Source organism: Streptomyces mexicanus (assembly GCF_902506575.1).
In the GTDB taxonomy this organism is placed as follows: domain Bacteria; phylum Actinomycetota; class Actinomycetes; order Streptomycetales; family Streptomycetaceae; genus Streptomyces; species Streptomyces mexicanus.
On sequence record NZ_LR732544.1, the window covers coordinates 6,116,131 to 6,140,026 of the forward strand.

Annotated in this window: 21 protein-coding genes and 1 pseudogene; 6 read left to right on the top strand and 16 right to left on the bottom strand. The window is 74.0% G+C overall.

From position 1 onward, the window contains the following. Positions 1-203 precede the first annotated feature (203 nt). Together GV126_RS27335 and GV126_RS37735 are read right to left on the bottom strand one after the other, a co-directional pair. Entirely contained in the window at positions 204-779 is a 576-nt protein-coding gene (locus GV126_RS27335; protein WP_159671779.1) for a GNAT family N-acetyltransferase, read from the bottom strand. A gap of 74 nt (positions 780-853) precedes the next feature. After that, positions 854-1,006 (bottom strand): annotated as a pseudogene (locus tag GV126_RS37735) (M20/M25/M40 family metallo-hydrolase); the annotation flags it as partial. 144 nt (positions 1,007-1,150) lie between these two features. Here GV126_RS37735 and GV126_RS27345 point away from each other — a divergent pair. Further along, entirely contained in the window at positions 1,151-2,464 is a 1,314-nt protein-coding gene (locus tag GV126_RS27345; protein ID WP_159671782.1) for an alpha/beta fold hydrolase, read from the top strand. Positions 2,465-2,479: 15 nt separating this feature from the next. Here GV126_RS27345 and GV126_RS27350 read toward each other — a convergent pair whose 3' ends face one another. Beyond that, the gene (locus tag GV126_RS27350) at positions 2,480-3,268 is read right to left on the bottom strand and encodes an SDR family oxidoreductase (protein WP_159671784.1); all 789 of its coding nucleotides are present in this window, start codon (positions 3,266-3,268) and stop codon (positions 2,480-2,482) included. 107 nt (positions 3,269-3,375) lie between these two features. Continuing rightward, positions 3,376-3,951, bottom strand: coding sequence for a TetR/AcrR family transcriptional regulator (locus GV126_RS27355; RefSeq protein WP_159671786.1), 576 nt, complete (start codon positions 3,949-3,951; stop codon positions 3,376-3,378). Between the two features lie 167 nt (positions 3,952-4,118). Here GV126_RS27355 and GV126_RS27360 point away from each other — a divergent pair, with 167 nt between their 5' ends. Continuing rightward, positions 4,119-6,092, top strand: a complete 1,974-nt coding sequence (locus GV126_RS27360) for a glycoside hydrolase family 84 protein (protein WP_159671788.1) — start codon at positions 4,119-4,121, stop codon at positions 6,090-6,092. A gap of 353 nt (positions 6,093-6,445) precedes the next feature. Next, the gene (locus tag GV126_RS27365) at positions 6,446-7,342 is read left to right on the top strand and encodes a helix-turn-helix transcriptional regulator (protein WP_159671790.1); all 897 of its coding nucleotides are present in this window, start codon (positions 6,446-6,448) and stop codon (positions 7,340-7,342) included. Positions 7,343-7,387: 45 nt separating this feature from the next. On the opposite strand, the gene GV126_RS27370 is transcribed toward GV126_RS27365, so the two are convergent. Further along, positions 7,388-8,287, bottom strand: coding sequence for an SDR family NAD(P)-dependent oxidoreductase (locus tag GV126_RS27370; protein WP_159671792.1), 900 nt, complete (start codon positions 8,285-8,287; stop codon positions 7,388-7,390). A gap of 71 nt (positions 8,288-8,358) precedes the next feature. Here GV126_RS27370 and GV126_RS27375 point away from each other — a divergent pair, with 71 nt between their 5' ends. Both GV126_RS27375 and GV126_RS27380 read left to right on the top strand, forming a co-directional pair. Beyond that, the gene (locus GV126_RS27375; protein WP_201299880.1) at positions 8,359-9,297 is read left to right on the top strand and encodes a LysR family transcriptional regulator; all 939 of its coding nucleotides are present in this window, start codon (positions 8,359-8,361) and stop codon (positions 9,295-9,297) included. A 127-nt stretch (positions 9,298-9,424) separates the two neighbouring features. After that, positions 9,425-9,901, top strand: coding sequence for an SRPBCC family protein (locus GV126_RS27380; protein ID WP_159671796.1), 477 nt, complete (start codon positions 9,425-9,427; stop codon positions 9,899-9,901). A 237-nt stretch (positions 9,902-10,138) separates the two neighbouring features. Here the strand turns inward: GV126_RS27380 and GV126_RS27385 are convergent, their stop codons facing one another. Beyond that, positions 10,139-12,799, bottom strand: a complete 2,661-nt coding sequence (locus GV126_RS27385) for a SpoIIE family protein phosphatase (RefSeq protein WP_236570126.1) — start codon at positions 12,797-12,799, stop codon at positions 10,139-10,141. Positions 12,800-13,352: 553 nt separating this feature from the next. On the opposite strand from GV126_RS27385, the gene GV126_RS27390 reads away from it, so the two are divergent. Continuing rightward, positions 13,353-14,012 carry a DUF4230 domain-containing protein gene (locus tag GV126_RS27390; protein ID WP_159671800.1) on the top strand — a complete coding sequence of 220 codons (660 nt, stop codon included), beginning with the start codon at positions 13,353-13,355 and terminating at the stop codon, positions 14,010-14,012. Positions 14,013-14,106: 94 nt separating this feature from the next. On the opposite strand, the gene GV126_RS27395 is transcribed toward GV126_RS27390, so the two are convergent. The 10 genes from GV126_RS27395 to GV126_RS27440 form a co-directional block, all read right to left on the bottom strand. After that, positions 14,107-14,406: a hypothetical protein gene (locus GV126_RS27395; RefSeq protein WP_159671802.1), complete on the bottom strand. Its 300-nt coding sequence runs from the start codon at positions 14,404-14,406 to the stop codon at positions 14,107-14,109. Between the two features lie 182 nt (positions 14,407-14,588). Beyond that, positions 14,589-15,458: an HTD2 family dehydratase gene (locus GV126_RS27400; protein ID WP_159671804.1), complete on the bottom strand. Its 870-nt coding sequence runs from the start codon at positions 15,456-15,458 to the stop codon at positions 14,589-14,591. A gap of 168 nt (positions 15,459-15,626) precedes the next feature. Next, positions 15,627-16,973, bottom strand: coding sequence for an alkaline phosphatase family protein (locus GV126_RS27405; RefSeq protein ID WP_236570298.1), 1,347 nt, complete (start codon positions 16,971-16,973; stop codon positions 15,627-15,629). Positions 16,974-17,032: 59 nt separating this feature from the next. Beyond that, a complete protein-coding gene (gene eboE, locus GV126_RS27410; protein ID WP_159671808.1) occupies positions 17,033-18,199 on the bottom strand; it encodes a metabolite traffic protein EboE in 1,167 nt (388 codons plus the stop codon). Positions 18,200-18,201: 2 nt separating this feature from the next. Beyond that, positions 18,202-19,068, bottom strand: a complete 867-nt coding sequence (locus GV126_RS27415) for a TatD family hydrolase (protein ID WP_159671809.1) — start codon at positions 19,066-19,068, stop codon at positions 18,202-18,204. Beyond that, on the bottom strand, positions 19,068-19,760 hold the full coding sequence (locus tag GV126_RS27420; protein ID WP_201299881.1) for an EboA domain-containing protein: 693 nt from the start codon (positions 19,758-19,760) through the stop codon (positions 19,068-19,070). The genes GV126_RS27415 and GV126_RS27420 overlap by 1 nt, the downstream gene beginning before the upstream one ends. After that, a complete protein-coding gene (locus GV126_RS27425; RefSeq protein WP_159671810.1) occupies positions 19,757-20,656 on the bottom strand; it encodes a sugar phosphate isomerase/epimerase family protein in 900 nt (299 codons plus the stop codon). The genes GV126_RS27420 and GV126_RS27425 overlap by 4 nt, the downstream gene beginning before the upstream one ends. Continuing rightward, positions 20,653-21,501, bottom strand: a complete 849-nt coding sequence (locus tag GV126_RS27430; protein WP_328707352.1) for an SCO3242 family prenyltransferase — start codon at positions 21,499-21,501, stop codon at positions 20,653-20,655. Before GV126_RS27430 ends, GV126_RS27425 begins: the two co-directional genes overlap by 4 nt. A 161-nt stretch (positions 21,502-21,662) precedes the next feature. Then, entirely contained in the window at positions 21,663-22,829 is a 1,167-nt protein-coding gene (locus GV126_RS27435; protein WP_159671812.1) for an inositol-3-phosphate synthase, read from the bottom strand. A gap of 236 nt (positions 22,830-23,065) precedes the next feature. Then, positions 23,066-23,866, bottom strand: a complete 801-nt coding sequence (locus tag GV126_RS27440) for a ThuA domain-containing protein (RefSeq protein ID WP_159671813.1) — start codon at positions 23,864-23,866, stop codon at positions 23,066-23,068. Positions 23,867-23,896: the final 30 nt, after the last annotated feature.

Here is a 23,896-nt window from a genome sequence, read left to right on the forward strand (position 1 = left end):
TCAGCGGCAGCCGTCCGCCCGGCTCGCGGTCGCCCGCCAGGACCTCCGCGAGCGCGGGTCCGTACTCTGACCGGGGAACCAGGTCAAGCGGCGACAGGGGCGGCGCTGCCGCCCGTGCCGGGCGGGCGCGCACCGCCGCTGAGCAGAGCCGCAGCCGGGCAGGGCGGCGGCGGACGGCAGGGGTGCGCGGGAACGCCCGGCACCTACCGGCCGCTCGCCGAGTCCCCCGCAGCCGGACGCGTCCGCTGACCGGCGGCGCGCAGCCGGTACAGCACGCTGCGCCGCAACGGCCCCGCGGGCACGCCCGGGTCGTCGAAGTCGTCGGCCGGATCGCGGGTCATGCCCAGACGGTGCATCACCGCCCGCGACCGGAGATTGGTGGCCGTGGTCACCGCGAGGATCTCCGTCAGCCGCAGCCGCTCGAAGCCGAACGCCAGCGCGGCCCGGGCCGCCTCGGTGGCATAGCCGTGCCCCCACGCCGGGCGGGCCAGGCGCCAGCCGACCTCCACCCCGGTGAACGGCATTCCCTCCTCCACCGGATCCAGTCCGGCGAACCCGACGAACTCGCCGGTCGCCCGTACCTCGACCGCCCACCAGCCCCAGCCCCGGCGGTCGAGGTCGGCCTGGAAACGGGCCACGGACGCCTCGCTCTGCTGCCGCGTCAGGACGTCCGGGAAGTACTGACGGACCTCGGGATCGGCGTTCATCGCCGCCCAAGGGTCGAGGTCGGAGGCCCGCCAGCCGCGGAGTACGAGACGTTCGGTCGGCAACTCGTGCATCGCGCCACTGTAAGGACGTCACGCCCGCGAAGCGACCGGATATCCCTCGCCGTCACGCGCCGCGCGGCAGGCGGAGGTGTTTCCGCATCGGCGGCTTCGCCACAGGCGTGGGCGGTCAGTTCCCTCCACGCCATGCCGCGCTGGGCGTTCTCGATCGGGTGCAGCCGCCGGGTGTCGTCCAGCGCGTAACCGAGGCCTCCGCCCTCGCCGGTGGCCTCCGCGTGCCCCGGTTCCGCCCGGCGCGGCTCCCGCGGCCGGCCGCCGGGCGGACCCTGCCCGCGGGCCCGCTGACCGGCGCTCGGTCCGGTCCGCCCACACCCCGCTGTGCCCTTCCTCTCCCGCTGCGCCGCGCACCCCCGGAGAATCAGGTCATGACCGCAGCCGACACAGCCGACACCGTCACCTACCGCCACAGTGGCCTCGTCTGCACGGACCACACCCTGTCCGTCCCCCTCGACCACGCCCGCCCCGACGGGCCGCGGATCACCCTCTTCGCCCGGGAGGTCGTCGCCGAGGGGCGCGAACACCAGGACCTCCCGCGCCTGTTGTGGCTCCAGGGCGGACCGGGATGCCCCGCGGAGCGCCCCCACGCGGCCACCGCCTGGTTCCGCCGGGCGCTGCGGGACTACCGTGTGGTGCTCCTGGACCAGCGCGGCACGGGCCGCTCCACCCCCGCGGACCGCACGACCCTCGCCGACCACCCCGACGCCGCCGGGTACCTCACGCACTTCCGGGCCGACGCCATCGTCCGCGACGCGGAACTGCTGCGCCGCGCCCTGCAGGGCGACCGCCCCTGGACCGTCCTGGGCCAGAGCTTCGGCGGCTTCTGCACCCTGACCTATCTCAGCCACGCCCCCGAAGGACTGGAGCAGGCCCTGATCACCGGCGGCCTGCCCACCCTCACCCGCCACGCCGACGACGTCTACCGTGCCGCCTACCGCCGCCCGCTGGCGCACAACGACGCGTCCTTCGCCCGCTACCCCGGCGCCCAGCGGCTCGCCGACGCGGTCGCCGCCCACCTCGCCGAGCACGACGTCCGGATGCCCTCCGGCGAGCGCCTGACGGTGCGTCGCTTCCAGACCATGGGCATGACCTTCGGTATGTCCGCGAGCTTCGACAGCCTGCACTACCTGCTGGAGACCGCCTTCGTCGACACACCTGGCGGCCCCCGCCTGTCCGACGTCTTCCTCCGCGGGCTGGACGCCGCGCTGTCCTTCGCGACCCGCCCGCTGTACGCCGTCCTGCACGAGCCGGTCTACGCCCAGGGCGGCCGGGCCACCGCCTGGTCGGCCCACCGTGTCCGCGCGGAGTTCCCGCAGTTCGACGCCGAGGCCGGCGGGCCGCTGCGCTTCACCGGGGAGATGATCTACCCGTGGCAGTTCGAGGAGGACCCCGCTCTCGTCCCGCTGCGGGACGCCGCCGAAAACCTCGCCCACCGCACCGACTGGCCCGCCCTGTACGACCCGGACCGGCTCGCCGACAACGAGGTGCCCGTCGTGGCCGCCGTCTACCACGACGACATGTTCGTCGACCGTGAGCACTCCCTGGAGACGGCCGCACACGTCCGTGGGCTTCGGACCTGGGTCTCCCGCGCCCACGCGCACGACGGCATCCGCACGGACGCCGCCGTGCTCGACCGGCTCCTGGCCATGGCCCGGGGCGAGACCTCCGACTGCACCGCCTGACGGGCAGGCAGCTGCTCAGGCCGCCTTGAGCGTGCCGCCGTCGATGACGTGGTCGGCGCCGTGGATGTTGGCGGCGCGCTCGGACAGCAGGAAGGCGACGAGGTCGGCCACCTCTTCGGGTGTGGTGATGCGTCCCGAGGCGATGCCGGACTGCCCCGCGATGTTCGCCAGAAGATCGTCGTGGCTGACGCCGAAGGCGTCGGCCACCTTGCCGCCGAAACCGTTCGGGTCGGTCCACAGCGGGCTGGCGACGATGCCCGGAGAGACGGTGTTGACGCGGACGCCGTGCGGTGCCAGCTCCTCGCTGAGCCGCTTGCTCAGCTGGGTCAGCGCCGCCTTGGCCTCGGCGTAGCCGACGGGGGACCCGGTGGGCACGCGGGCGTTGATCGAGGAGATGTTCACGATCGCGCCCTTGCGTTCCAGGATGCTCGGCAGGGCCGCCCTGGTGGTCCAGACCGCGCTGAACAGGTTGAGGTCGAAGACGGCCTGCCACTGCTCGTCGGAGGCGTCGAGGAAGCCGCCCAGGGACAGTTTCTCCGGGTCGCCCGCGCCGACGTTGTTGACCAGGAAGTCGATCCCGCCGACGGCGGCGATCGCCTGCTCGACCACCGTCGTCGCCCCGTGAGGGGTGCTCAGGTCGACCGGCACGGTGGCGGCGGCGGCCTTCTCCAGTTCGGGGGTGACGGTGCGGGAGGCGCCCACCACCCGCACCCCTTCCGCGGCCAGCGTCCGGGCGATGGCCAGGCCGATGCCGCGGCTCGCGCCGGTGACGAGGGCGGTCTTTCCGTTGATGCCGAGGTCCATGAGAGCCCTTTCTTGAACTGTAGGTCAAAAACTCGGGTGCGAAAAAGCCCCTTGGCGGGGTGTGCGGTCGTGAGGGAGTGGGGGTGCGGCCCCGAGGGGCCGCCTGATCACAGGCCCGTCAGGGCCGTCTCGATGATCTGGTGCAGGGTCGGTCCGTCGAACGTCCTGGCCATGACGCGCAGGCCCACGATGGTGTTCATGAGGAAGCGTGCCTGTGTCCCGGCGTCGACCTCGGGGGCGACGTCACCGTCGCGCTTGCCCTGTTCGATGCGGGCGGTGAGCAGGTGGATGGTGCGTTCCTGCATCCGGCGTACCGCCCGGGTGGCCTCCTCGTCCCGTCCGCCGAGTTCCAGTGCGGTGTTCACGGCCAGGCAGCCGCGCCGGACCGGCCCGTTCAGGTCTGCCTCCACGAGGAGCTCCAGGTAGGCGCGGATGCGTTCCTTGGCGGTGCCCGGCCGGGCGAGGAACTCCTCGGTCATCTCCGATCCGGCCCGGTCGTACAGCGCCAGCGCCTTGTCGAAGAGGTCGCGCTTGGAGCCGAAGGCGTGGTACAGGCTGCCCTTGGCCACACCGGTGGCCTCGGCCAGCTCGGCGGGCGAGGTGCCCGCGTAGCCGTGGGTCCAGAACGTCTCCATCGCCTGGGCGATCACCACGTCCGGTTCGAAGTTCTTCGGCCTGCCCATGGTGCGACCGTACGGGTATTTGACCTCTAGGTCAAGAAGTTAGGGCGGGATCTCCCCGGCAGGGCCGACGGGTCCGACCTCTTGACAGTGGACAGCAATTCGGCAGTAACCTTGCGGAATCCCTGAGAGGTCTAGACCACCTATGTGGTCACATGTGAGGTGCCGGCATGAGAAGACGCAGGATCACCGGCGGAATCTCCGCCCTGGCAGGCGTGCTCGTCCTCGGGGCGCTGCCCGCCGCGCCGACCGCTTCCGCCGCGGCGTCCGTCACGGAACGTCCCCTGCCGCCCATCTCTCCGACGCCTCAGAGTCTGTCGCGCGCCGGAGGCGACGCCGTCCTCACCGGACGGGTCGTGATCGTCGCCGACGCGGCCACGGACGCCGCCGCCCGTGACCGTCTCGGCCGCGAGTTGAGGAACCACGGCGTCGACCGGATCGACGTGGTCACGCCCGAGAGCGCCTCCCGCGCGCCGGCCGGAGCGCTGCGCATACGACTGGGTCCCGCCGACCGGCCCGACATCGCGCGCGCCCTGGGAACCACCGCCGTTCCCGACCACCCCGAGGGATACGCCCTGAAGGTCACCGGCGGCCCCGCCGTACACGCCCAGGTCGCCCTGGGCGGCACCGACGCCGCCGGGCAGTTCTACGCCGTCCAGACACTGCGTCAGCTCCTCGAACGCGACGGCACCGGCTGGCGCGTGGCCGGAGCCCAGGTCGGCGACTACCCCTCGATGCCCCTGCGCGGCACCATCGAGGGCTTCTACGGACAGCCCTGGACCCAGGCCGAGCGCCTGGACCAGATGGACTTCTACGGCGACGTCAAGGCGAACACGTACGTCTACGCCCCGAAGGACGACCCCTACCACCGTGACAAATGGCGCGAGCCCTACCCCGCGGACAAACTCGCCGAGCTGGGGCAGCTCGTGGACCGCGCACGGGCCAACCATGTGCGCTTCACCTTCGCGGTCTCGCCCGGCGGCTCGATCTGCTACTCCGACCCCGCCGACCGCAAGGCCCTGAAGGACAAACTGCAGGCGCTGTACGACCTGGGCACCCGCGCCTTCTCCATCCCGCTCGACGACATCAGCTACACCAAGTGGAACTGCGCGGCCGACCAGCAGACCTACGGGCAGCCCGGCCGGCAGGCCGCCGCCAAGGCCCAGGTCGACCTCCTCAACGACGTCCAGCGCACCTTCATCGCCACCCACGACGGCGCCCGGCCGCTGCAGACCGTCCCCACCGAGTACGGCGACCTCACCGACACGGCCTACAAGCAGACCCTGCGCGCCACACTCGACCCGGCGGTGGTGGTCATGTGGACCGGCACCGACGTGGTGCCGCCGGCCATCACCGACGAGCAGGCCGACGCCGCCTCCCGGCTCTTCGGCCGCAAGGTCTTCGTCTGGGACAACTACCCGGTCAACGACTACGGCAACACCAGCGGCCGGCTGCTCCTCGCCCCCTACGACCGGCGTGAGGCGGGTCTGTCCGGCCACCTGTCGGGCATCGTGGCCAACCCGATGAACCAGCCGTACGCCAGCAAGGTCGCCGTCTTCGGCGCCGCCGGTTTCACGTGGAACGACACCGCCTACGACGCGCGGGAGAACTGGCCGCGCGCCCTGTCCTACCTGGCCGGAGGCGACCGCCGGGCCACCGAGGCACTGCTCGTCCTCGGCGACCTGGAACACATGGCGCCCACCTTCGGTGCCACCCCGTGGCAGCCGCAGGCTCCCGAACTGGCCCGCAGGATCGCCGCGTTCTGGGCCGACTGGAACGCCGGCCGACGCGCGCAGGCGGTCGGTGAACTGCGGGCCTACGCCGAGCGCATCGAACAGGCCCCGTCCCTCATCCGCGGCGGCGCCGTGCAGCAGGGATTCGTCACCGACGCCGCGTCCTGGCTGGACGCCACGCAGTTGTGGGGCAAGGCCATGGTGGTCACCCTGGACGCGCTGAGCGCCCGGAACGCCGGTGACACCGACACAGCGCAGGCGCTGCTCGCCGAGTCCGGGGACCTGCAGGCCCGGGCTCGCGCGGTGCGGGTCCAGCCCGCCCGCAACACCTGGGCCAGCGTCCAGCCCAAGGTCGGTGACGGCGTCCTGGACACCTTCCTCTCGGCCGCCGCCGGACTGGCGCGGCAGTAACCGCGCCGCACGATCACCGGCACAGGCACGACGCCACGGCCGTCCGCCCCGGTTCTTCGGGACGGACGGCCGCGGCCACCACCGGGCTTGGGGGCGATACCCGCCGGTTCCCGGGGTGCGGACCGCTGGGGCAGGAGGACGACTCCTTGATCGAAACGGGTCGGACCGGCCGCGGCCCTCTGGGGGCCGGTGCGGTGCCGTGACAGCCGCCCCACCCCGTGCCCCGGGGTGCCGGGGCCCGGCGGCTGCCGCCGCCGAGACAACCGCAGGGTGACGGGCCTGGAGAAGGGCCTGCCGCGCCAGGTACTGACAGGGCCCCCCAGGCCGACGCCCGCCCGCTTAGCCTGGTGGACGTGAGCACCGAGAGCGACATCCGCGAGTTCCTGGCCTCCCGGCGGGCCAGGATCACCCCGCAGCAGGCCGGACTGCCCGCCTACGGCGGCAAGCGGCGCGTGCCCGGCCTGCGCCGCGAGGAAGTCGCCCTGCTCGCCGGTGTCAGCATCGACTACTACGTGCGCCTGGAACGCGGCCACCTCGCCGGCGCCTCGGAGGAAGTCCTCGACGCCCTCGCCGGCGCCCTCCAGCTCGACGACGCCGAACGCGCCCACCTGTACGACCTGGCCCGCGCCGCCGCCAAGCGCCCCGCCCGCCGCACCCGGCGCGTGCGCGGCCCGCTCCCCGACAGCGTCCTGCGCGTCCTGCATGCCATGACCGACGCTCCGGCCTTCATCCGCAACGGCCGCCTGGACATCCTGGCCACCAACACCCTCGGCCGCGCCCTGTACGCGCCGCTGTTCCCCGACGGCTCCGCCCGGACGGTCAACATCGCCCGCGCCCAGTTCCTCACGCCGCAGGGCCGCGACTTCTTCCCCCACTGGGAGGAGTCGGTGAACACCACCGTCTCCCTGTTGCGCACGGAGGCCGGACGCGCCCCGCACGATACCGAGCTGACCGGCCTCATAGGTGAACTCGTCACCCGCAGCGAGGAGTTCCGCACCGCCTGGGCGAAGCACAACGTGCGCCTGCACCACACCGGGCGCAAGTCCTTCCACCATCCCGCGGTCGGTGTGCTCAGCCTCGACTTCGACGCCATGGAACTGCCCGCCCGACCGGGCCTGACCCTCACCGCCTACAGCGCCGCCCCCGGCACACCCGACCACGACGCCCTGCGGCTCCTCGCCGCCTGGGCCGCGACGGAGGAGGCCCGGCCCGCCGACGGGCGCGCGGTCGCAGGGCCGCACGACCGGTGAGCGGCGGACCGCACGGACTCGGCGACGGCGCAGGGGCGCCGGTCCTCACGGAGTGAGGAGGCGGTCCTGTTCCACCGGGGGAGTGCCGCCGTGCCAGGGCAGCACCTGTCCGAACCGGACCAGTTCGCCATAGAGCGCCGGATCGACCCCCTCGGCGAAGACCAGGTCGAGCACGGCTTGCGCGGCCCGGGCCGGCGACTGGGCCTGGCTGTAGTCGCTGAACCAGGGACGCGAGGTGGCGGTGTCGATCATGCCCGGGCACACGGCGGCGATGAGCGTGCCGGTGGCGAGGTCGCGTTCCCGGCGTTCGGCGGCGACCGCGCGGACGGCGGCGACCTGCGCCACCTTCGAGGGCACGTTCAGCCACAGCGGCCAGCCCGCTTCCTGCGCGGTCTTGTCGTGGATGGCGCTGCGCCACGACTCGACGGCCTGCTCGACCTGCTCCAGGCTCGCGCCGTCGAACAGGTGGTGCAGCCGGGCGGGGAGGCGGCCCAGGGTGCCCAGGCTGCTGGCCACGACGAGCAGCCGCCCGCCCGGGCGCAGCAGGGGGCCGAAGGACCGCAGGACGGCGTGCGTGGCGACGTTGGAGACGTCGATGTACTCGTCGGCCCGCTCGGCCTGCGACTCCTCGGGCAGCACGCGGGCGACCGCGTTGGAGATGACGACGTCCACCCCGCCGCAGCGGTCCTGAAGCTCCTCGGCGAGCCGGGCTATGGCGCCGGTGTCGGTGACGTCCAGGACGCGGCCCTCGACGCGGGCGCGGGTGCCGGGCAGGGCACCGACCTCGCGGGCGGCCTCCGCCACGCGCTGGGGGTTGCGGCCGGTGAGCAGGACCAGATCGTCCGGGCTCATGCGGGCCGCCAGCCCCTCGACGAGAGCGCGGCCGAGCCCTTGGTTGGCGCCCGTGACGAGCGCGACGTGTGAAGAACGCGAAGAAGCGGTCATGGGAGACACACTAGAAACACCGAATCCATGAGTCCAACGAAATTACCGCACAGCTAGTATGCGTGCTCGTCATGGACTTCACGGATGTGTCACTCACCGCCCTGCGCGTCTTCCGAGCCGTGGCGGAGCACGGAACCTTCACCGCGGCCGCCGCGTCGCTCGGCTACACCCAGTCGGCGGTCTCCCGGCAGATCGCCGCGCTCGAACGGGCCGCGGGCACCGAACTGCTCGAGCGGCGGCGCGGCGGCGTACGCCTCACCGAGGCCGGCCGCGTCGTCATGCGCCGCGCGACGATCGTGCTGGACGAGATCGACGCGACCGCCAGGGAGCTGTCGGGCCTGCCCGGACAGGCCGGCACCGTCCGGCTGGGCTGGTTCCCCAGCGCCGGGGCCGTGCTGGTGCCCCGGGCGCTGGCCGCACTGCGCGGCACGGACCCCGGCCTGCACGTGGTCGGGCGGGAGGGCAGTACCCCGGCGCTGGTCCGCGCCCTGCGGTCCGGGAGCCTGGACCTGGCGCTGCTCGCCTCGGCGCCACCGTTCCGGCCGCCGGACGCCGAGTCGCCCCCGCTCGTGCTGCAGACCCTCACCGAACACGCGCTGTGCCTGGCGGTGCCCGCCGCTCATCCGCTGGCCCGGGGCGACTTCGTCGATGTCGCCGACCTGCGCGGACAGCGCTGGATCGCGGGCCCCTCCGCACAGGACGGGGCGATGGGTGTGTGGCCCGGCCTGGACGAGCGGCCGGAGATCGCGTACCCCGCCCGCGACTGGCTCGCCAAGCCCCGTCTCGTCGCCGCCGGCTGCGGAGTCACCCCCGTGCCCGCCGCGCTCGCGGCCGCCGCTCCGCCGGGTGTCCGCGTCCTGCCGGTCCGCGGCGGCCCCCAGGAGCAGCGGCGCCTGCTGGTGGCCCGGCTGCCCCACCCGCCGTCCGAACCGGTGGCCCGGGTGGCAGCCGCCCTGCGCGCCGCGGCCCTCGACGCCGACAGGGCCGCCGTCTCCGCGCCGCCCTGGTGACGCCCGTGGGGACCGTCCGGTGAAGCGGTGCGCGGTTCGTGGCGGTCCGTCCCGGAGCGAAGGTCGTAACCGGCCGCGCCGCGGGTACCCGGCCGGAGCAATCGAGTGACGCAACGGAGGAGAACCGATGAGCACGGTCAAGGAAACGGTCGAGGTCGAGGTCCCGGTCCACACCGCCTACAACCAGTGGACGCAGTTCGAGGAGTTCCCGAACTTCATGGAGGGCGTCGAGCAGATCACCCAGCTCGACGACCGTCACAACCACTGGACCACGAAGATCGGCGGTGTCCGGCGGGAGTTCGACACCGAGATCGTCGACCAGCTTCCCGACGAGCGCATCACCTGGCGCACGACGAGCGGGGACGTCGAGCAGAAGGGAACGGTCCGCTTCCAGCGCGTGGACGACACTCACACCCGCGTGGAACTCGTCATGGACGTCGAGCCCGGCGGGGCGACGGAGAAGGTCGCGGATCTGCTCGGCACCATCGACCGGCGCGTCAAGGGGGACATGAGGCGCTTCAAGCAGTTCGTCGAGGAGCGCGGTGCGGAGTCCGGCGCCTGGCGCGGACGGATCCGGCCGGGGGACACCGGCGGCACTCTGTGAGACGACGGGCCGCCGTCCGGCGGCCCGTCGCGCCGTCCGGGCAGGCCCGGCCGCTGCGCGCCCCCCGCGCCTCCGGCCGGGCGCACACGCACGGCGGCGCGGCCGGTCGGCCGGCCCGCTGCCCCCGGGACGGTCCAGCCGTTGCGCTCGTGGTGATCGACCGGGTTGCCGTGTCCCGCGATGACCTGTGTGGTGCACGCTGGGCTCCGTCCTTCCTCGGGTCCCGCCACCCGCGCCTCATGCGTCCCACTGGTCGAGGAGGACGTCGGCGAGGTCCGTCTCGGGTTCGGCGCCCGCGTCGTACAGGGGTTGCTCGGTCCAGATGACCTTGCCGCGGGAGGTGTAGCGGGTGCCCCACCGCCGGGCGAACCGGGCGACCAGGAACAGCCCGCGCCCGCCCTCGTCGGTCAGCCGGGCCCGGCGCAGGTGCGGGGAGGTGCTGGACCCGTCGGCGACCTCGCAGATCAGGCTGCGGTCCAGCAGCAGCCGCAGCCGGACGGGCTGGGTGCCGTACCGGATCGCGTTGGTGACCAGCTCGCTGACGATCAGCTCGGTGCTGAAGGAGTGCAGGGACAGCCCCCAGGCGTCCAGCCGGCGGGCGACCTCGGAGCGGACGTGCGGGACGGCCGCCGGATCGGAGGGCACGTCCCACTCGGCGACCCGGCCGGGGTCCGTGACGCGGGTACGGGCGACGAGCAGCACGACGTCGTCGCCGGGGCGCTCGGGCAGCAGGTCCTCGATGACCGCCCGGCAGGTCTCCTCCGGGGTGAGCCCGGGCCGGGCCAGGGACTCGCGCAGCAGCGACAGACCGGTATCGGGGTCGCGCCGGTGGTCCTCGATCAGTCCGTCCGTGAACAACACCAGCCGGCTGCCTTCGCGCAGCCGCAACGCGACGGTCTCGAACGGCAGACTGCCGCCCAGGCCGAGCGGCGGCGACAGCGGTGTGTCGGGGAAGGAGACCCGGCCGTCCGGGCCGACCAGGGCGGGACCCGGGTGACCGGCGCTCGCCATGGTGCACACCCCGGCCACCGGGTCGTACACGGCGTACAGACAGGTGGCGCCGGTGATGCCCGCGTCCTCGTCGGCCGGCGCGTCCGTCGCCTCGTCGGCGTCGGTGTCGGCGACCAGTTCGTCGAGATGGGCCAGCAGCTCGTCGGGGGCGAGATCCAGCGCGGAGAAGTTGTGCACGGCCGTGCGCAGTCGGCCCATCGTCGCCGACGCGTGCAGGCCGCGGCCGACCACGTCACCGACCACCAGGGCGACCCGCGTGCCGGGCAGCGCGATGACGTCGAACCAGTCCCCGCACACGCCGGTGTGCGCGGGCAGATAGCGGTGCGCGACCTCCAGGGCGGACTGCTCCGGCACACCCCTCGGCAGCAGGCTGCGCTGCAACGTCACCGCCATGGTGTGCTCACGGGTGTAGCGGCGGGCGTTGTCGATGGCCACCGCCGCCCGCGCCGCCAGCTCCTCGGCGAAGGACAGATCGTCCTCCTGGAACGGCTCCGTGTTCTGCAGCCGCCAGAAGTCGGCCAGGCCCAGCACGACGCCCCGGGCCCGCAGCGGCACGGTGATCAGCGAACGGATGCCGTGGTCCAGGATGCCCTGGGCCCGTTCCGGATCCTGGGTGCGCCAGCCGGTGGCGGCCGTCAGATCGGACTCCAGAACCGCGCGGCCGCGCGCCAGGCCCGCGGCCATGGGCGTGGCGGGCGCGAAGCCGATGAGTTCCCCGACCGGGTACAGCGGCCAGTCCTTGTCGATCCCGCTGACGGCGGTGCGGCGCATCGCGGTGCGCGTCCCGGGCGGCTCGTCGCCCCGGAAGACCGGCTCCAGCAGCTCGACGGTGGCGATGTCCGCGAAGCGGGGCACCGACACCTGCGTGAGTTCCTCGGCCGTGCGCGTCACGTCCAGCGTCGTACCGATGCGTACGCCGGCGTCGTACAGCAGTGCCAGCCGGTCCCGGGCCGCCTCGGCCCGGCCCGCCAGCACCCGCAGCTCCGTGGTGTCCCGCAGGGTCACCGCACTGCCGGCGGGTCCCCCGTAGGCGCCCGTCGGTCGCCCGTTCCCCGCCGGCAGACGGTTGCCCGCCAGGTGCCCCTCGTCGGTCACCGTCTGCCCGGAGGTCAGCAGGTCGGCCATGTGCGGGTCCAGACCCAGGTCCGCGACCGGGCGCCGGTGCGCGTCCGCGGGCAGGTCCAGCAGCCGCCGCGCCTCGTCGTTGGCCAGCAGCAACCGCCCGTCCTCCCCGATGATCAGCACGCCCTCCCGCACCGAGTGCAGGACCGCGTCGTGGTGGTCGTACATGCGGGTGATCTCGGCCGGTCCCAGGCCGCGGGTCTGGCGCCACAGACGCCGGCTGAGCACCGCCGCGCCGCCCGTGGTGACGGCCACCGCCGCGGCCGTGGCGCCGAGCACGGCCGGCAGCTGCGCCGTGACCGTCTGGCCGACGTGCTGGAGCGTGACGCCGGCGCCGACCGCGCCGACCACCGCGCCGCCGGTGGTCCGTACGGGGACGTAGGCCCGCACCTGTGGCCCGAGCGAGCCGACGCCCTCTTCCATGACCGTCCGCCCGGCCAGCAGTGGGGCCATGTCCGTGGTGGTGCGGAACCCGGGGCGGCCCGCGATGGACGAGAGGGCCGCGTAGACCCCGTGGCGGTTCAGGACGCCCATGAAGTCCACGTGGGCCCGCTTCTGGGCCTCCGCGACCCGCGGCTGCAGCGCGGCGGTGGGAGATGCGGAGGACAGGGCCTCGGCCACCCCCGGAGAGCTGGCGAAGCCCTGGGCGACGGCGAACGAGCGATGACCGGCATCGCGAACGCTCTCCCGCTGCGTGGTCGTCACCAGCAGGACGATGGCCCCGACGGCGAGCAGCAGCACGATCGCCACCTGCAGCAGGAACATCTGGCCGACGACACTGCGCGCGCTCGGTGACGAGGGCCACCTTCTTCGCCGGCCACGGGCGGGACGGCCGCCGCCCGGGAGCCGGACGCCCGGGGAAGAGCGGGATCGGATGCGCAATCCGGACATATATCAATCTTGCGCTCGAAAGGTGCCCTATCTGCATAGTGTGTGGTCAAATCTGTTCGGCACGTCTGCGGCAGCGCTCCTCGCCAGGGGCGGCGGTCCGCGCAGGCTCCGGTCCGCGCAGGGGTGTCGGCCCGCGCGTGGCGGTGTCGGCCCGCGAACGGAGCCGGCGCGCAGGGCCCGGATCCGACCCCGGCCCTGGGTGCGGCGATCGCGCAGGTCGCGCCGTTCACGGCGCGCCGCCCGCCGGCCTGTCGGTCGCTGTCGGCGCCGAGGGGCGGCCGGACGCGTGCGCGGCACCGGACACGTGCGCCGCACCTGTCACAGGGCGCGGCGCATGCGGTGCGGCGCAGCCCCTTTGATCCTCAACTTCCCCGTCTGGCCCGGCATTTGGCGGGCATCCGGTCAAGCAGGAAGGAGGACCGCCGACATGACGACCCCCGTCAAGCGCCTGCCCGGCCGCCTGCCCGGCTGGGCCAAGGCACTCGTCGCCCTCGTGGCCGTGCTCGCCGTGCTGTTCGCCGGACTCCGGCTCAGCCTGCTGCCGGGCCTGCGCGACGTCCTCGGCACCGCATCACGCGACCGCACCGGTCCCGCCCTGCTCAAGTCCCTGCGGGACGTGAGCCGTTACGACGCCGCCTCCGGCACGTTCCAGGTGGTCGTGGATCTGGAGAAGGACGCCAAGTACCTCCCCGACGCCCTGCACGGCACCCGCACCCTCTACGTGGGGGCGGGCACCGTGGACGCCTACGTCGACCTCGGCGGGCTCGCCGAGCGGGACGTGCGGGTGGACGACAGCCGTACGTCGGCCACCCTGCGCCTGCCCCACGCCCGGCTCGGCGCCCCGGCCCTCGACCCCGACCGCTCCTACGCGGTCTCCAAGCAACGGGGCCTCCTGGACCGCCTCGGCGACCTCTTCTCGGGCAACCCCGACAGCGAGCAGGCCGTGCAGAAACTCGCCGTCCGGCACATCGCCCGAGCCGCGGAGGACAGCGGGCTGACCGCACGGGCCGAGTCCAACACCACCGAGATGCTCCGGGGCCTGCTGCGCTCCCTGGGCTTCACGGAAGTACGTGTGACGTACGCCTGACCTGCTGCTGCGGGCCGACCCCGGCGGGCACGCCTGCGGGGCGCGCGGGGTCGAAGCAGCGTGCCGCTGGTCTGCGCCGCGACGGCGCGGGCGGCTACCGGTAGGGGTAGGGGCCGCCCAGGGCCCCGGCGTCGTGAGGCCGCTCCCGCTTGTCCCAGGCGCCGAGCACATCGGACTCGAAGGCCGCGTTCGCCAGGCGCCGCAGGGCGTGGTGGACGTCATGGGAGTGGTGGGGGTTCTCACCGGCCAGCCAGGCGCTCATGATGCGGGCCTCGGCCTGGGAGAGCAGGTCCAGCTCCCGTTCGCGCGCCAGCCGACGCTCGCGGCGCAGGGTCCTGCGCCAGTGCAGCGCGCCGCCGACTCTGCCGCTCCGGCGGCCTGGACGCGTGTGCACCGCACCACCCACTGATGCCTCCTGCCGTCTGGCACCGCCTCCTGTGCGGTGGAAATCTTCGCCTGGCCGGTCCGGGGTGACGAAGCCGATCAAGCAGCCATAAGCGTCAGATAAACAATACTCCGGTCCAGGAGGGCATACGTGTGACCCTGCCCACCGGTGCCGCACCTGCGGGGCCCGCGTCACGCGAAGGTCACCTCCGCCGTGGCGTGGCGCGGTTCGCGGTGCGTGGCGATGCGCAGTGCGGCGGTGCCGTCGGTGGGCGTGCCCGACACCAGGAGCCGTTCACCCACGAACGCGGGGCGCCGCAGCCGGTAGGACACGGCGCGCACGGTCCGGTCCGGGGCGTGGCGACGGGCCAGTTCCAGCATCACGAGGACCAGCAGCGGACCGTGGACGACGAGATCCGGGTAGCCCTCCTCCTCCCGGGCGTACGGCGCGTCGTAGTGGATGCGGTGGGCGTTCGCGGTGAGGGCGCTGAACCGGAAGAGCAGCGCGGGGTCGGGCCGCAGGGCACGCTGCCACGGCTCGTCCGAGCCCGGCTCGGCGGAGGTGTCGAGGGGCGCCGGATGCCGCCCGGCACCGCGCCCCGACCGGTAGACGATGTCCTGTTCCTCGACCGCACAGGTGCGGCCGCGCTGCAGGTACGTGCTGCGGACGGTGACGAAGAGCAGTTCCCCGGTCGAGCCCTGCTTGGTCGCCACCGTGCCGAGGCTGCTGACACGCCGGGCCGGCTCACCGACCCGCAAGGGTGCGGTGACCTCGCAGCGCCCTCCGGCGACCATGCGCTGCCGCCGGGGGACGGGCGGCAGGAAGTGGCCGTGCCGGGGGTGCCCGTCCTCGCCCAGGTCGCGCTGGGCGGGCCAGTGCAGGAAATGCAGCCAGTGCCACAGCGGCGGCAGGGGATCATCGGGACCGGCGGCCGGTCCCGGCAGGTCCAGGACCGCCGACAGCGCGGCGACGGGAGCGGGGGAGAGCACGTCGTCCTCGGTGACCGGTGGCGGGCTCCAGGACTCCACGAAGGGGCCGAGTGCGCTACGGGCGAACCGCATGGGTCTCTCCTCCACCGGTCGGACTCGATCGCGGACGAGGAGCCTGCCGGCAACGCCGCGACACCTGACTCGTCCTCATGCTCACTGACGTCTCCTTCCCCTTGCGCAGGAGAACGGTGTCAGACCGGTGGGCAGCCGTGTGAGGGCCGCCGGCCGCGGTGCACCGCTTCAGCGGTGAGGCGCCCGGTGGGCTCGTGGTGGGTCCGCCGGGCGCCTGGGGTGCTGTGGGTGGGTGGTCAGTCCTTGATCTCGCAGATGGCGGCGCCGGAGGTGATGGAGGCGCCGACCTGGGCGGTGAGGCCCTTGATGGTGCCGGCCTTGTGGGCGTTGGCTGCCGCGCACCGGGGACGGGTCGAGAGGGACGACGCTCATGCGGTAGCGCATGCCGAGTTTCTTGCGGGCGAGCGCCGCGGCGGCGCGCAGTTTGACCTTGGGGTCCTTGGGGTCCATGAACAGCTCGGCCGGGTCGTAGCCCGGCTTGCGGTGGATCTCCACCAGGCGGGCGAAGTCCGGGGCGCGGTCGTCGTCGAGCCAGTAGTAGTAGGTGAACCAGGAGTCGGGCTCGGCGACGGCGACGAGGTCGCCGGCGCGCGGGTGGTCGATGCCGTACGCCTTCTTGCCCGCCTCGGTGAGCACCTCCGCCACGCCGTCGGTGCCGGCCAGCAGCTCGCGGACGCGCTCGGTGTCGGCCGGGTCGGCGACGTAGACGTGGGCGACCTGGTGGTCGGCGACGGCGAAGGCGGCCGACGTCCACGGGTCGAGGTACTCCATGCCGTCCTGGGTGTGGACGTGCAGCAGCCCGGCCCGGCGCAGCACACGGTTGATGTCCACCGCCCTGGAGACGTTGGTGATGCCGTACTCGGACAGGGCGACCACGGTGACCGAACGCGCGGCGGCGGCGTCGAGCAGCGGGGCGAGGACCCGGTCGACGTCGGCGGCCGCCGCGGCGGCGCGGGGGTCGTCGGGACCGTAGCGCTGCAGGTCGTAGTCGAGGTGGGGGACGTAGACGAGGGTCAGGTCGGGTGCCTGGGTGGCCAGGAGGTGCCGGGCGGCGTCGGCGATCCACCGGGAGGAGGTGAGGGAGGCGGTCGGCCCCCAGTAGGTGAACAGCGGGAACGTGCCGAGTTTGGCGGTGAGTTCGTCGTGCAGCTGGGGCGGCCAGGTGTAGCAGTCGGGTTCCTTGCGGCCGTCGGAGTAGTAGATCGGCCGCGGGGTGACGGTGAAGTCCACGTCGGCGCCCATGGCGTACCACCAGCAGACGTTGGCCACCCGGTAGCCGGGGTGGGCGCGCCGCGCCGCCTCCCACACCTTCTCCCCGCCCACCAGTGCGTTGTGCTGTCGCCACAGGAACACCTCGCCGAGCTCGCGGAAGTACCAGCCGTTGCCCACGATGCCGTGGCCGGTGGCCGGCTGCCCGGTGAGCAGGGTCGACTGCACGGTGCAGGTGACGGCGGGGGAGGCGGGGTCCAGGCGTGAGGTGAAGCCCGCCTCCCCCACGGCGCGCAGGCGGGGCATGTGGGCGAGGAGCCTGGGAGTGAGGCCGACGACGTCGAGGACGAGCAGCGGGGTGGGGTTCACGGGGCGACCTCCTTCAGGCCGAGAGAGATCAGGTGGTCGCGGGTGAAGGCGAGTTCGGCGGCGATGCCGTCGGCGAGGGCGCCGGGGCCCTGCGGGCGGCGGTCCTCGGGGAGGACGCCCCAGGTGTAGGTCTCGGCCTCCACGTGTGCGGTGCGGGCGGTGTCCCCGCCGAGCAGGGCGGCGAGAGTCGCCCGCAGCTCGGGGCGGGGGGGGGGGAGCGGGGGCTCCGGGGCGGCGTGCAGCGGCACGTGGGAGTGGACGCGCCAGGGTGCGCGGCCGGGCAGGGCGCCGGCGAGGGCGGTGTCCAGGTCGTCCACGGCCCGGGGCGGTTCGCCCTGCTCGCGGACCTGATGCAGGAAGCGCGGCTCGGCGAAACGGGACAGTGCCGCCCGGGTCGCCGGATCGGACGGGTCAGCGGCCTGCAGCGCGCAGGACGCCTGGGTCTTGACCACCGTCAGCCCGGCCGCCTCCAGGCGGGCGAGCGCGGCGGCGGGCTCCTCGAAGCCGACCGCGAGATGGCAGGCGTCCAGGCAGACGCCGATCCGGTCGGTGTCGACGCGGGACAGGTGGCGGGCGGCCTCGGCGGTGGTCTCGACGACGCAGCCCGGCTCGGGTTCCAGGCCGACCCGGATCGTGCGGCCGGTGTCGGCGGCGAGGTCGGCGAGGCCGTCGGCCAGCGTGTCGAGCGTGCGGGCGGCGGCGTCCGCCCGTGCGGCCGTCCACGGGGTGCGCCAGCCCAGGGGCACGGTGGACACGCTGCCGTACGCGGCGTCGTCGGGAAGCAGGGCGGCGAGCACGCGGGCGAGGTCGAGGGTGTAGTGCAGCCGCTCGGGCTCGGTCCAGTCCGGCCGGTAGACGGCGTGCTTGACGACGGGGTCGTGGAAACCCCGGTAGGGGAAGCCGTTGAGGGTGACGACCTCCAGGCCGCGGGCGGTCAGCTCCCGGCGGAGCCGGGCGACGGCGCCGTCGTCGGCGGCGAGGGCCGCGGCGGCGTCGCGGGCCAGCCACAGGCCCACGCCGACGACGGGCGCGTCCAGTCGCTCGCGTACCGGTTCGGCGTGCCGGGCCAGCTGGGCGAGCACCCCGTCGAGGTCCTCGGCGGGGTGGACGTTGGTGCAGTACGCGAGGTGGACCACCGTGCCGTCGGGGTGGAGCAGACGCACGGCTACACCTCCGCCCGGGCGCCGCGCAGCACGGAGTTGCCCTGGTAGGTGGCGTCGGCGCCGGGCGCCTCGGAGTCGGCCGGTTCCAACTTGCCGCTCTGGCCGTAGAAGGCGACGGGGTTGCGCCACAGGACGGTGTCCACGTCCTCGGCGGTGAAGCCGGCGGCGAGCATGGCGTCCGCGGTCTTGCGGGTCTTCAGCGGGTCGCTTCTCCCCCAGTCCGCGGCCGAGTTGACGAGGAGCCGCGCGGTGCCGAACTCGCGCAGCACGGCGACCATGCGGCGCTCGTCCATCTTGGTGTCGGGGTAGATGGAGAATCCCATCCAGCAGCCGGAGTCGGCGACCTGGCGCACGGTCACCTCGTTGAGGTGGTCGACGACGACGCGTTCGGGGGCGATGCCCGACTCCTTCACCACGGCGAGGGTGCGGTCCACGCCCGCCGCCTTGTCGCGGTGCGGGGTGTGGACCAGCGCCGGCAGGTCGTGGGCGATCGCGAGCTGCAGCTGGGCGGCGAACGCCTCGTCCTCCTCGGGTGTCATCGAGTCGTAACCGATCTCGCCGACGGCGACCACGCCGTCCTTGGGCAGGTAGCGGGGCAGGTGCTGGAGCACCTCCGCGCAGCGCGGGTCGTTGGCCTCCTTGGGGTTCAGGGCGATGGTGCAGTGGTGGCGGATGCCGAACTGGGCGGCGCGGAACGGCTCCCAGCCGATGAGGGAGTCGAAGTAGTCGAGGAAGCTGCCCACACCGGTGCGCGGCTGGCCGAGCCAGAACGCGGGTTCCACCACGGCGCGGACGCCCGCCGCGTGCATGGCCTCGTAGTCGTCGGTGGTGCGTGACGTCATGTGGATGTGCGGGTCGAAGATACGCATCACGCCTCCCGGGGGCTTGGGCGGTCGGTGGTCGCGGTGGGAACGGCCTCGAGGTCCCGGTGGCCGGGCACCGCCACGTCCGGGAAGAGCGCGAGGACCGGTCCGATGTCGTCGGGCACGGCGCGTCCCGCGGCGGTCCGCTCGTGGGCGAAGGCGGCCATCATGCGGGCCAGCTCCGCGTCCGCCCGGCGGAGCAGGCCCGGCAGCGCGGCCAGCGGGATGCCGGTGAAGACGCACTTGAGCACGCCCTGCCGGTAGGTGTCCGCGTCCAGGTGGTCGGTCGCGTAGTCGCCGAGGGCCGCCGCGACGAGCCGGGTGTCGTTGGTGCGCAGGGCATCGCGCACCAGGGGCAGCGCGCCGTCGCCGACGGGCAGCAGGGGCAGGGCGCGCAGCACGGCGCGTCGTTCGGCGGCGTCACCGGTGCGGTACAGCTCCCCGATCTCCTCCAGCAGCGCGGTGCCGGTCAGGGGCAGCGCGGCCAGCAGCAGGGCGCGGGCCGCGTCGTCGACCGGCCAGCCGTGCGGGTCGGCGGCCTCCAGCGGGCCGCGCCCGCAGCGGCGTCCGACCAGCGGGAACAGGCCGCGGACAACGCCCGGATCGGCGGCGACCGAGGCGCGGGCGCCGGCGAGCCACTTCGCGCCCTGCTCGGTCATCCTCTCTTCGAGAGCGGTTCTGAGCTGGTCGGGTGTCATGCCATCTCCTCCTCACGGCGGGCGGCGGGGTCGCACGAGCGCAGGAAGTCCAGGGAGCGGCGGGCCACACCGGGGGCGTCGTGGCTGTGCCGGGGCAGTTCGACGGCGACCAGCCCGCGGTAGCCGACCTCGTCGAGGGCGGCGAGCACGGGCGGGAAGTCGATCTCGCCGCTGCCGAACTCCAGGTGTTCGTGGGTGCCCCGGCGCATGTCGTCGATCTGCACGTTCACCAGCCGGTTTCCCGCCCGGCGCACGCACTCGGGCACCGGGTACGGCTCCAGGCAGCGGCAGTGGCCGATGTCGAGGGTCAGCCCGAACGGCTCGGGGTCGCCGAGCGCCGCGGCCAGCCTGGTGTACTCGTCGACGCTCTCCACGAGCATCCCCGGTTCGGGTTCGAAGCCCAGCGCGACGCCCGCCTTGTCGGCCGTCTCGACGACGTCCGCGCATCCGGCGACCAGCCGGTCCCAGGCCGTGCGGGCGTCCAGCCGCGCGGGCCTGACGCCCGCCCAGAAGGAGACGGCCTGTGCGCCGAGGTCGGCGCCCACGGCCACCGCCCGGCGCAGGAAGTCCACCCTGCGTTCCCGTCCTTCGTCGGCGAGCAGGGTGGGTTCGTGCTTGTGCCAGGGGTCGAGCAGGTAGCGGGCCCCGGTCTCGATCACGACGGCGAGGCCGAGGCGGTCCAGTTGCCGGGCGACGGCCGCGGTCCGCGCGGCCAGGCCGGGTGCGAACGGGTCGAGGTGGTGGCGGTCGAGGGTGAGCGCCACGCCGTCGTAGCCCAGGTCGGCGATGACGGTGAGCGCGTCCTCCAGGCGGTGGTTGGAGAAGCCGTTGGTGCCGAATCCGTAGCGCAGGACGGGCTCGGCGGCCGTGGTGGCGCGGTCGTGGTGTGCGGTCATGTCGGGGACACCCGCCTGGAGAGGGCGCGGGCCAGCGGGAAGGCCGCGGCGAGCGGAAGGGCGGAGCGCAGGGCCCCCGCGCCCGCGGGGAGCGCTGCCTGGAGCGGGATCAGGCCGGGGATGCCCGCGCCGACGGCCTTGCGGACCGGGCCCGCGGAGGGGGCGGTGGCGGCGCGCGCCTGGGCGCGGCCGGCCGTCGCGCCGTAGGCGAGGAGCCCGCCCGCGACGGCCAGTCGGTGCCGGCGGCGCGTGCCCTGGCGGGCGGGGCGGGCGCTCAGTGCCGTCGCCGCGGCGGCGGCCGCGGTCCCGGCGAGTGCGGTCCGGGGCAGCCACGGCTGTGCGCCCGTGACCTCGGCGCGGCTGAGCGCGGTGACGGCGAGGGTGTGCCCGGCGACGGTCGCGGCCGCGGGCAGGGCGGACCGCGTCCGGCCGGCGCGGGCGCCGAGCAGGACGTCGAGTCCCCGGGCGGCGGCCATCACCGCGGGTCCCGCGGTCCGGGGCTTGGCCCACAGGTCGTACGCCCAGACGGTCGCCGCGAGGGGCGCGGTGACCGTCAGCGCGCGGCTGCCTTCGGCGGCCGTGGCCAGGCCGAGGGCCGCCGCGGTCAGGGCGACGGCGGTGCCGAGGGCGACGGGTGCGGCCACACGGCCGGAGGGGATGGGCCGCTCGGGGCGTTCGACCGCGTCCAGATCCCGGTCGGCCCAGTCGTTGAGCGCCATCCCGGCCCAGTACAGGCAGACCGAGGACGCGGCCAGGCAGGCCGTGGACAGGTCGGCGCTGCGGCCGGTGGCGGCCGCCCCCGCCAGGACGTCCCCCGGCACGGTGAGCGCGGCCGGGGCACGCACGAGTTCGGCCAGGTCCCTCAGGCGGGGGCGCGGTGAGGTGGCGGTGCCGGCAGGTGCCGCGGGTGCGGGGTGCGGACCGGCGGCCGCGCCGGCGCCCGCCTCCGTCTCCCCGTCTGCCCGCCGCAGGGGCCGCGGGCCGGGCCGGAGCGGGGCCGGGCGGATCACCGCCGGTCCCCGAGCCGGGCGGCGAAGGCCCGCAGCGTCTCGTACTGGCTCATCACGGCGTGCTCACCGCTGCCGACGGGGTCCTTGAAGAAGAAGGCCAGCTCCCCGAGGGGGCCGGTGATCCCGCGCTCATGGGCGCGGGCCGTCAGCCGGGCCAGGTCGATCACCAGGGGCGCGGCCAGCGCCGAGTCACACCCGGCCCAGGTGAACTGGAGGTTCATGCGCACGCCGAGGAATCCCTCGAACGTCACGTGGTCCCAGGCGGTCTTCCAGTCGCCGAGGGCGGGCACGTAGTCGATGTGGACCTCGCCCTCGACGTCGTGCCCGAGCGTCTCGGCGAGCACCCGCTGCTTGGAGGCCGTCTTGCTGGCCATCGCGGCCGGATCGGCGAGCGTCTCGCCGTCGCCGCCGCCGAGCAGGTTGGTGCCGGACCAGCTGCTCACCCGCAGTCCCCGGGCGGCGAACATCGGCCCGAGGGTCGCCTTGAGCAGGGTCTCCCCGGTCTTGCCGTCGTTCCCGGCGTACGGCAGGCCGGCCTCCTCGGCCATCTCCCGCAGGGCCGGGATCCGCATGCCGGCGGACGGTGTGAAGTCCACGTGCGCGCAGCCGGCCGTGATCGCGGCCAGGGCGTACAGGGAGCTGGCGGGCAGCACGTCCTCACCGGCGGCGAGCGCGGCCCGCAGGTCCGCTGCGGAGGTGTGCGCCGGGTGCGGCCGCAGGACCGGTTCGGTGGAGGAGACGTTGACGACGACCACGCGTGCCAGGCCGTGCCGCTCGCGGAAGGCGGTGATGTCGGCACGTATCGCCTCGACGGCGTCCGCCTGGCTCGTCCGCGGGCCCGGGAGCGGGGCCGGGCGGATCTCGGCGTCGGCCGCGACCAGGTCGTCGTGGACGGCGGTGGGCAACCCGTGGGGAAGCACGCCGGCCTCGACCAACTGTTCGGCCCGCTTGGGCAGGGGCGTGCAGGCGATGTCGTGTCCCCCGAAGACCAGGTCGGACGGGGCGGGCAGGCCGGCGTCGGGGAAGCCCGGCTGCTCGGTGACGCATCCGGTCGGCCCGGCCAGTCCCGCCCGCAGTGCGGCCGTGCCGGCGACGACCGTGGTGGCCACCGAGCCGCGCGCCCCCGCCAACCAGACACCTGTGCGACTGCGCTGATCTGGCATCTCGTCACCTCCGTCGGCCGTGCGCGGTTCCCGCGCGCGGCGCCCTCGTTCCTCGCTGTCCATGTCGCTGTCCCCTGTCACCTGCGTCCGCTCCCTCCGGCCGGTCGTCCGGGGTCCGGGCCCGGCGCGGAGCACCCGCGGGAAGCCGTGCCGGTGCCCGTCGATGTGAGCGGGCGGGCACCGCGTGCCCGGCGCGCCGCCGGGCCGGCACGCGCGCCGGTGCGCCCGGCCGCCGGTCAGTCGGTGCCGTCCGGGTCGCAGTTGAACGTCGCCGCACCCGCCGTCATCCGGATGCCGCCGAGGATGTGCGACAGGAACAGCGGGTCGCTGTAGCTCTCCTTGGTGTGGCCCATGCCGGTGTAGAAGGACCGGCCGCCGTCGTACGGGTGGCACCAGGCGATGGGGTGGTCCTCGCCCATCGAGCCGCCGTTGTAGCCGACCGGGTTGTACGTCCGCTCGTCCAGCGTGGCCAGGACACGCACGTCGGAGCGGGGGTTGGAGCGGTAGTTGTACCACTCGTCGGTGCGAATCCAGCGGTTGGGCAGGCCCCTGGTGGCAGCGGTGCCCTGGCCCACGACGTTCACGGTCGCCTGCTGGATCGACGGGTGGTCGTTGAAGTAGGCGCCGACCAGGCCGCCGTACCAGGCCCAGGTGTAGCCGGAGTCGGCGGCGGCGTGGATGCCGACGTAGCCGCCGCCGTGCTCGATGTAGCGCTGGAAGGCGTCCTTCTCCGACTGCTGGTCCAGCGGGTCGCCCGTGGTGGAGACGAAGACGACCGTCCGGTACTTCGCCAGGTCGGCGTCGTTGAACCGGGTGGCGTCCTCGGTGGCGTCGACCGCGAAGCCGTGCTCCTGGCCGAGCTTTTGGATCGCTGCGACGCCGTCGGGGATGGAGTCGTGCCGGAAGCCGGTGGTCTTGGAGAACACCAGCACTCTGAACGCCGGTTCCGCGGCGTGCGCGGTGGTGGCGCCGGCGGCCGCGAGCGGCAGGGCCACGGCCGCCGCGGACAACAGCGCGGCGATACGTCTGCGGGACATCGTCAACCTTTCGGGACGTGTTGCGGGGGC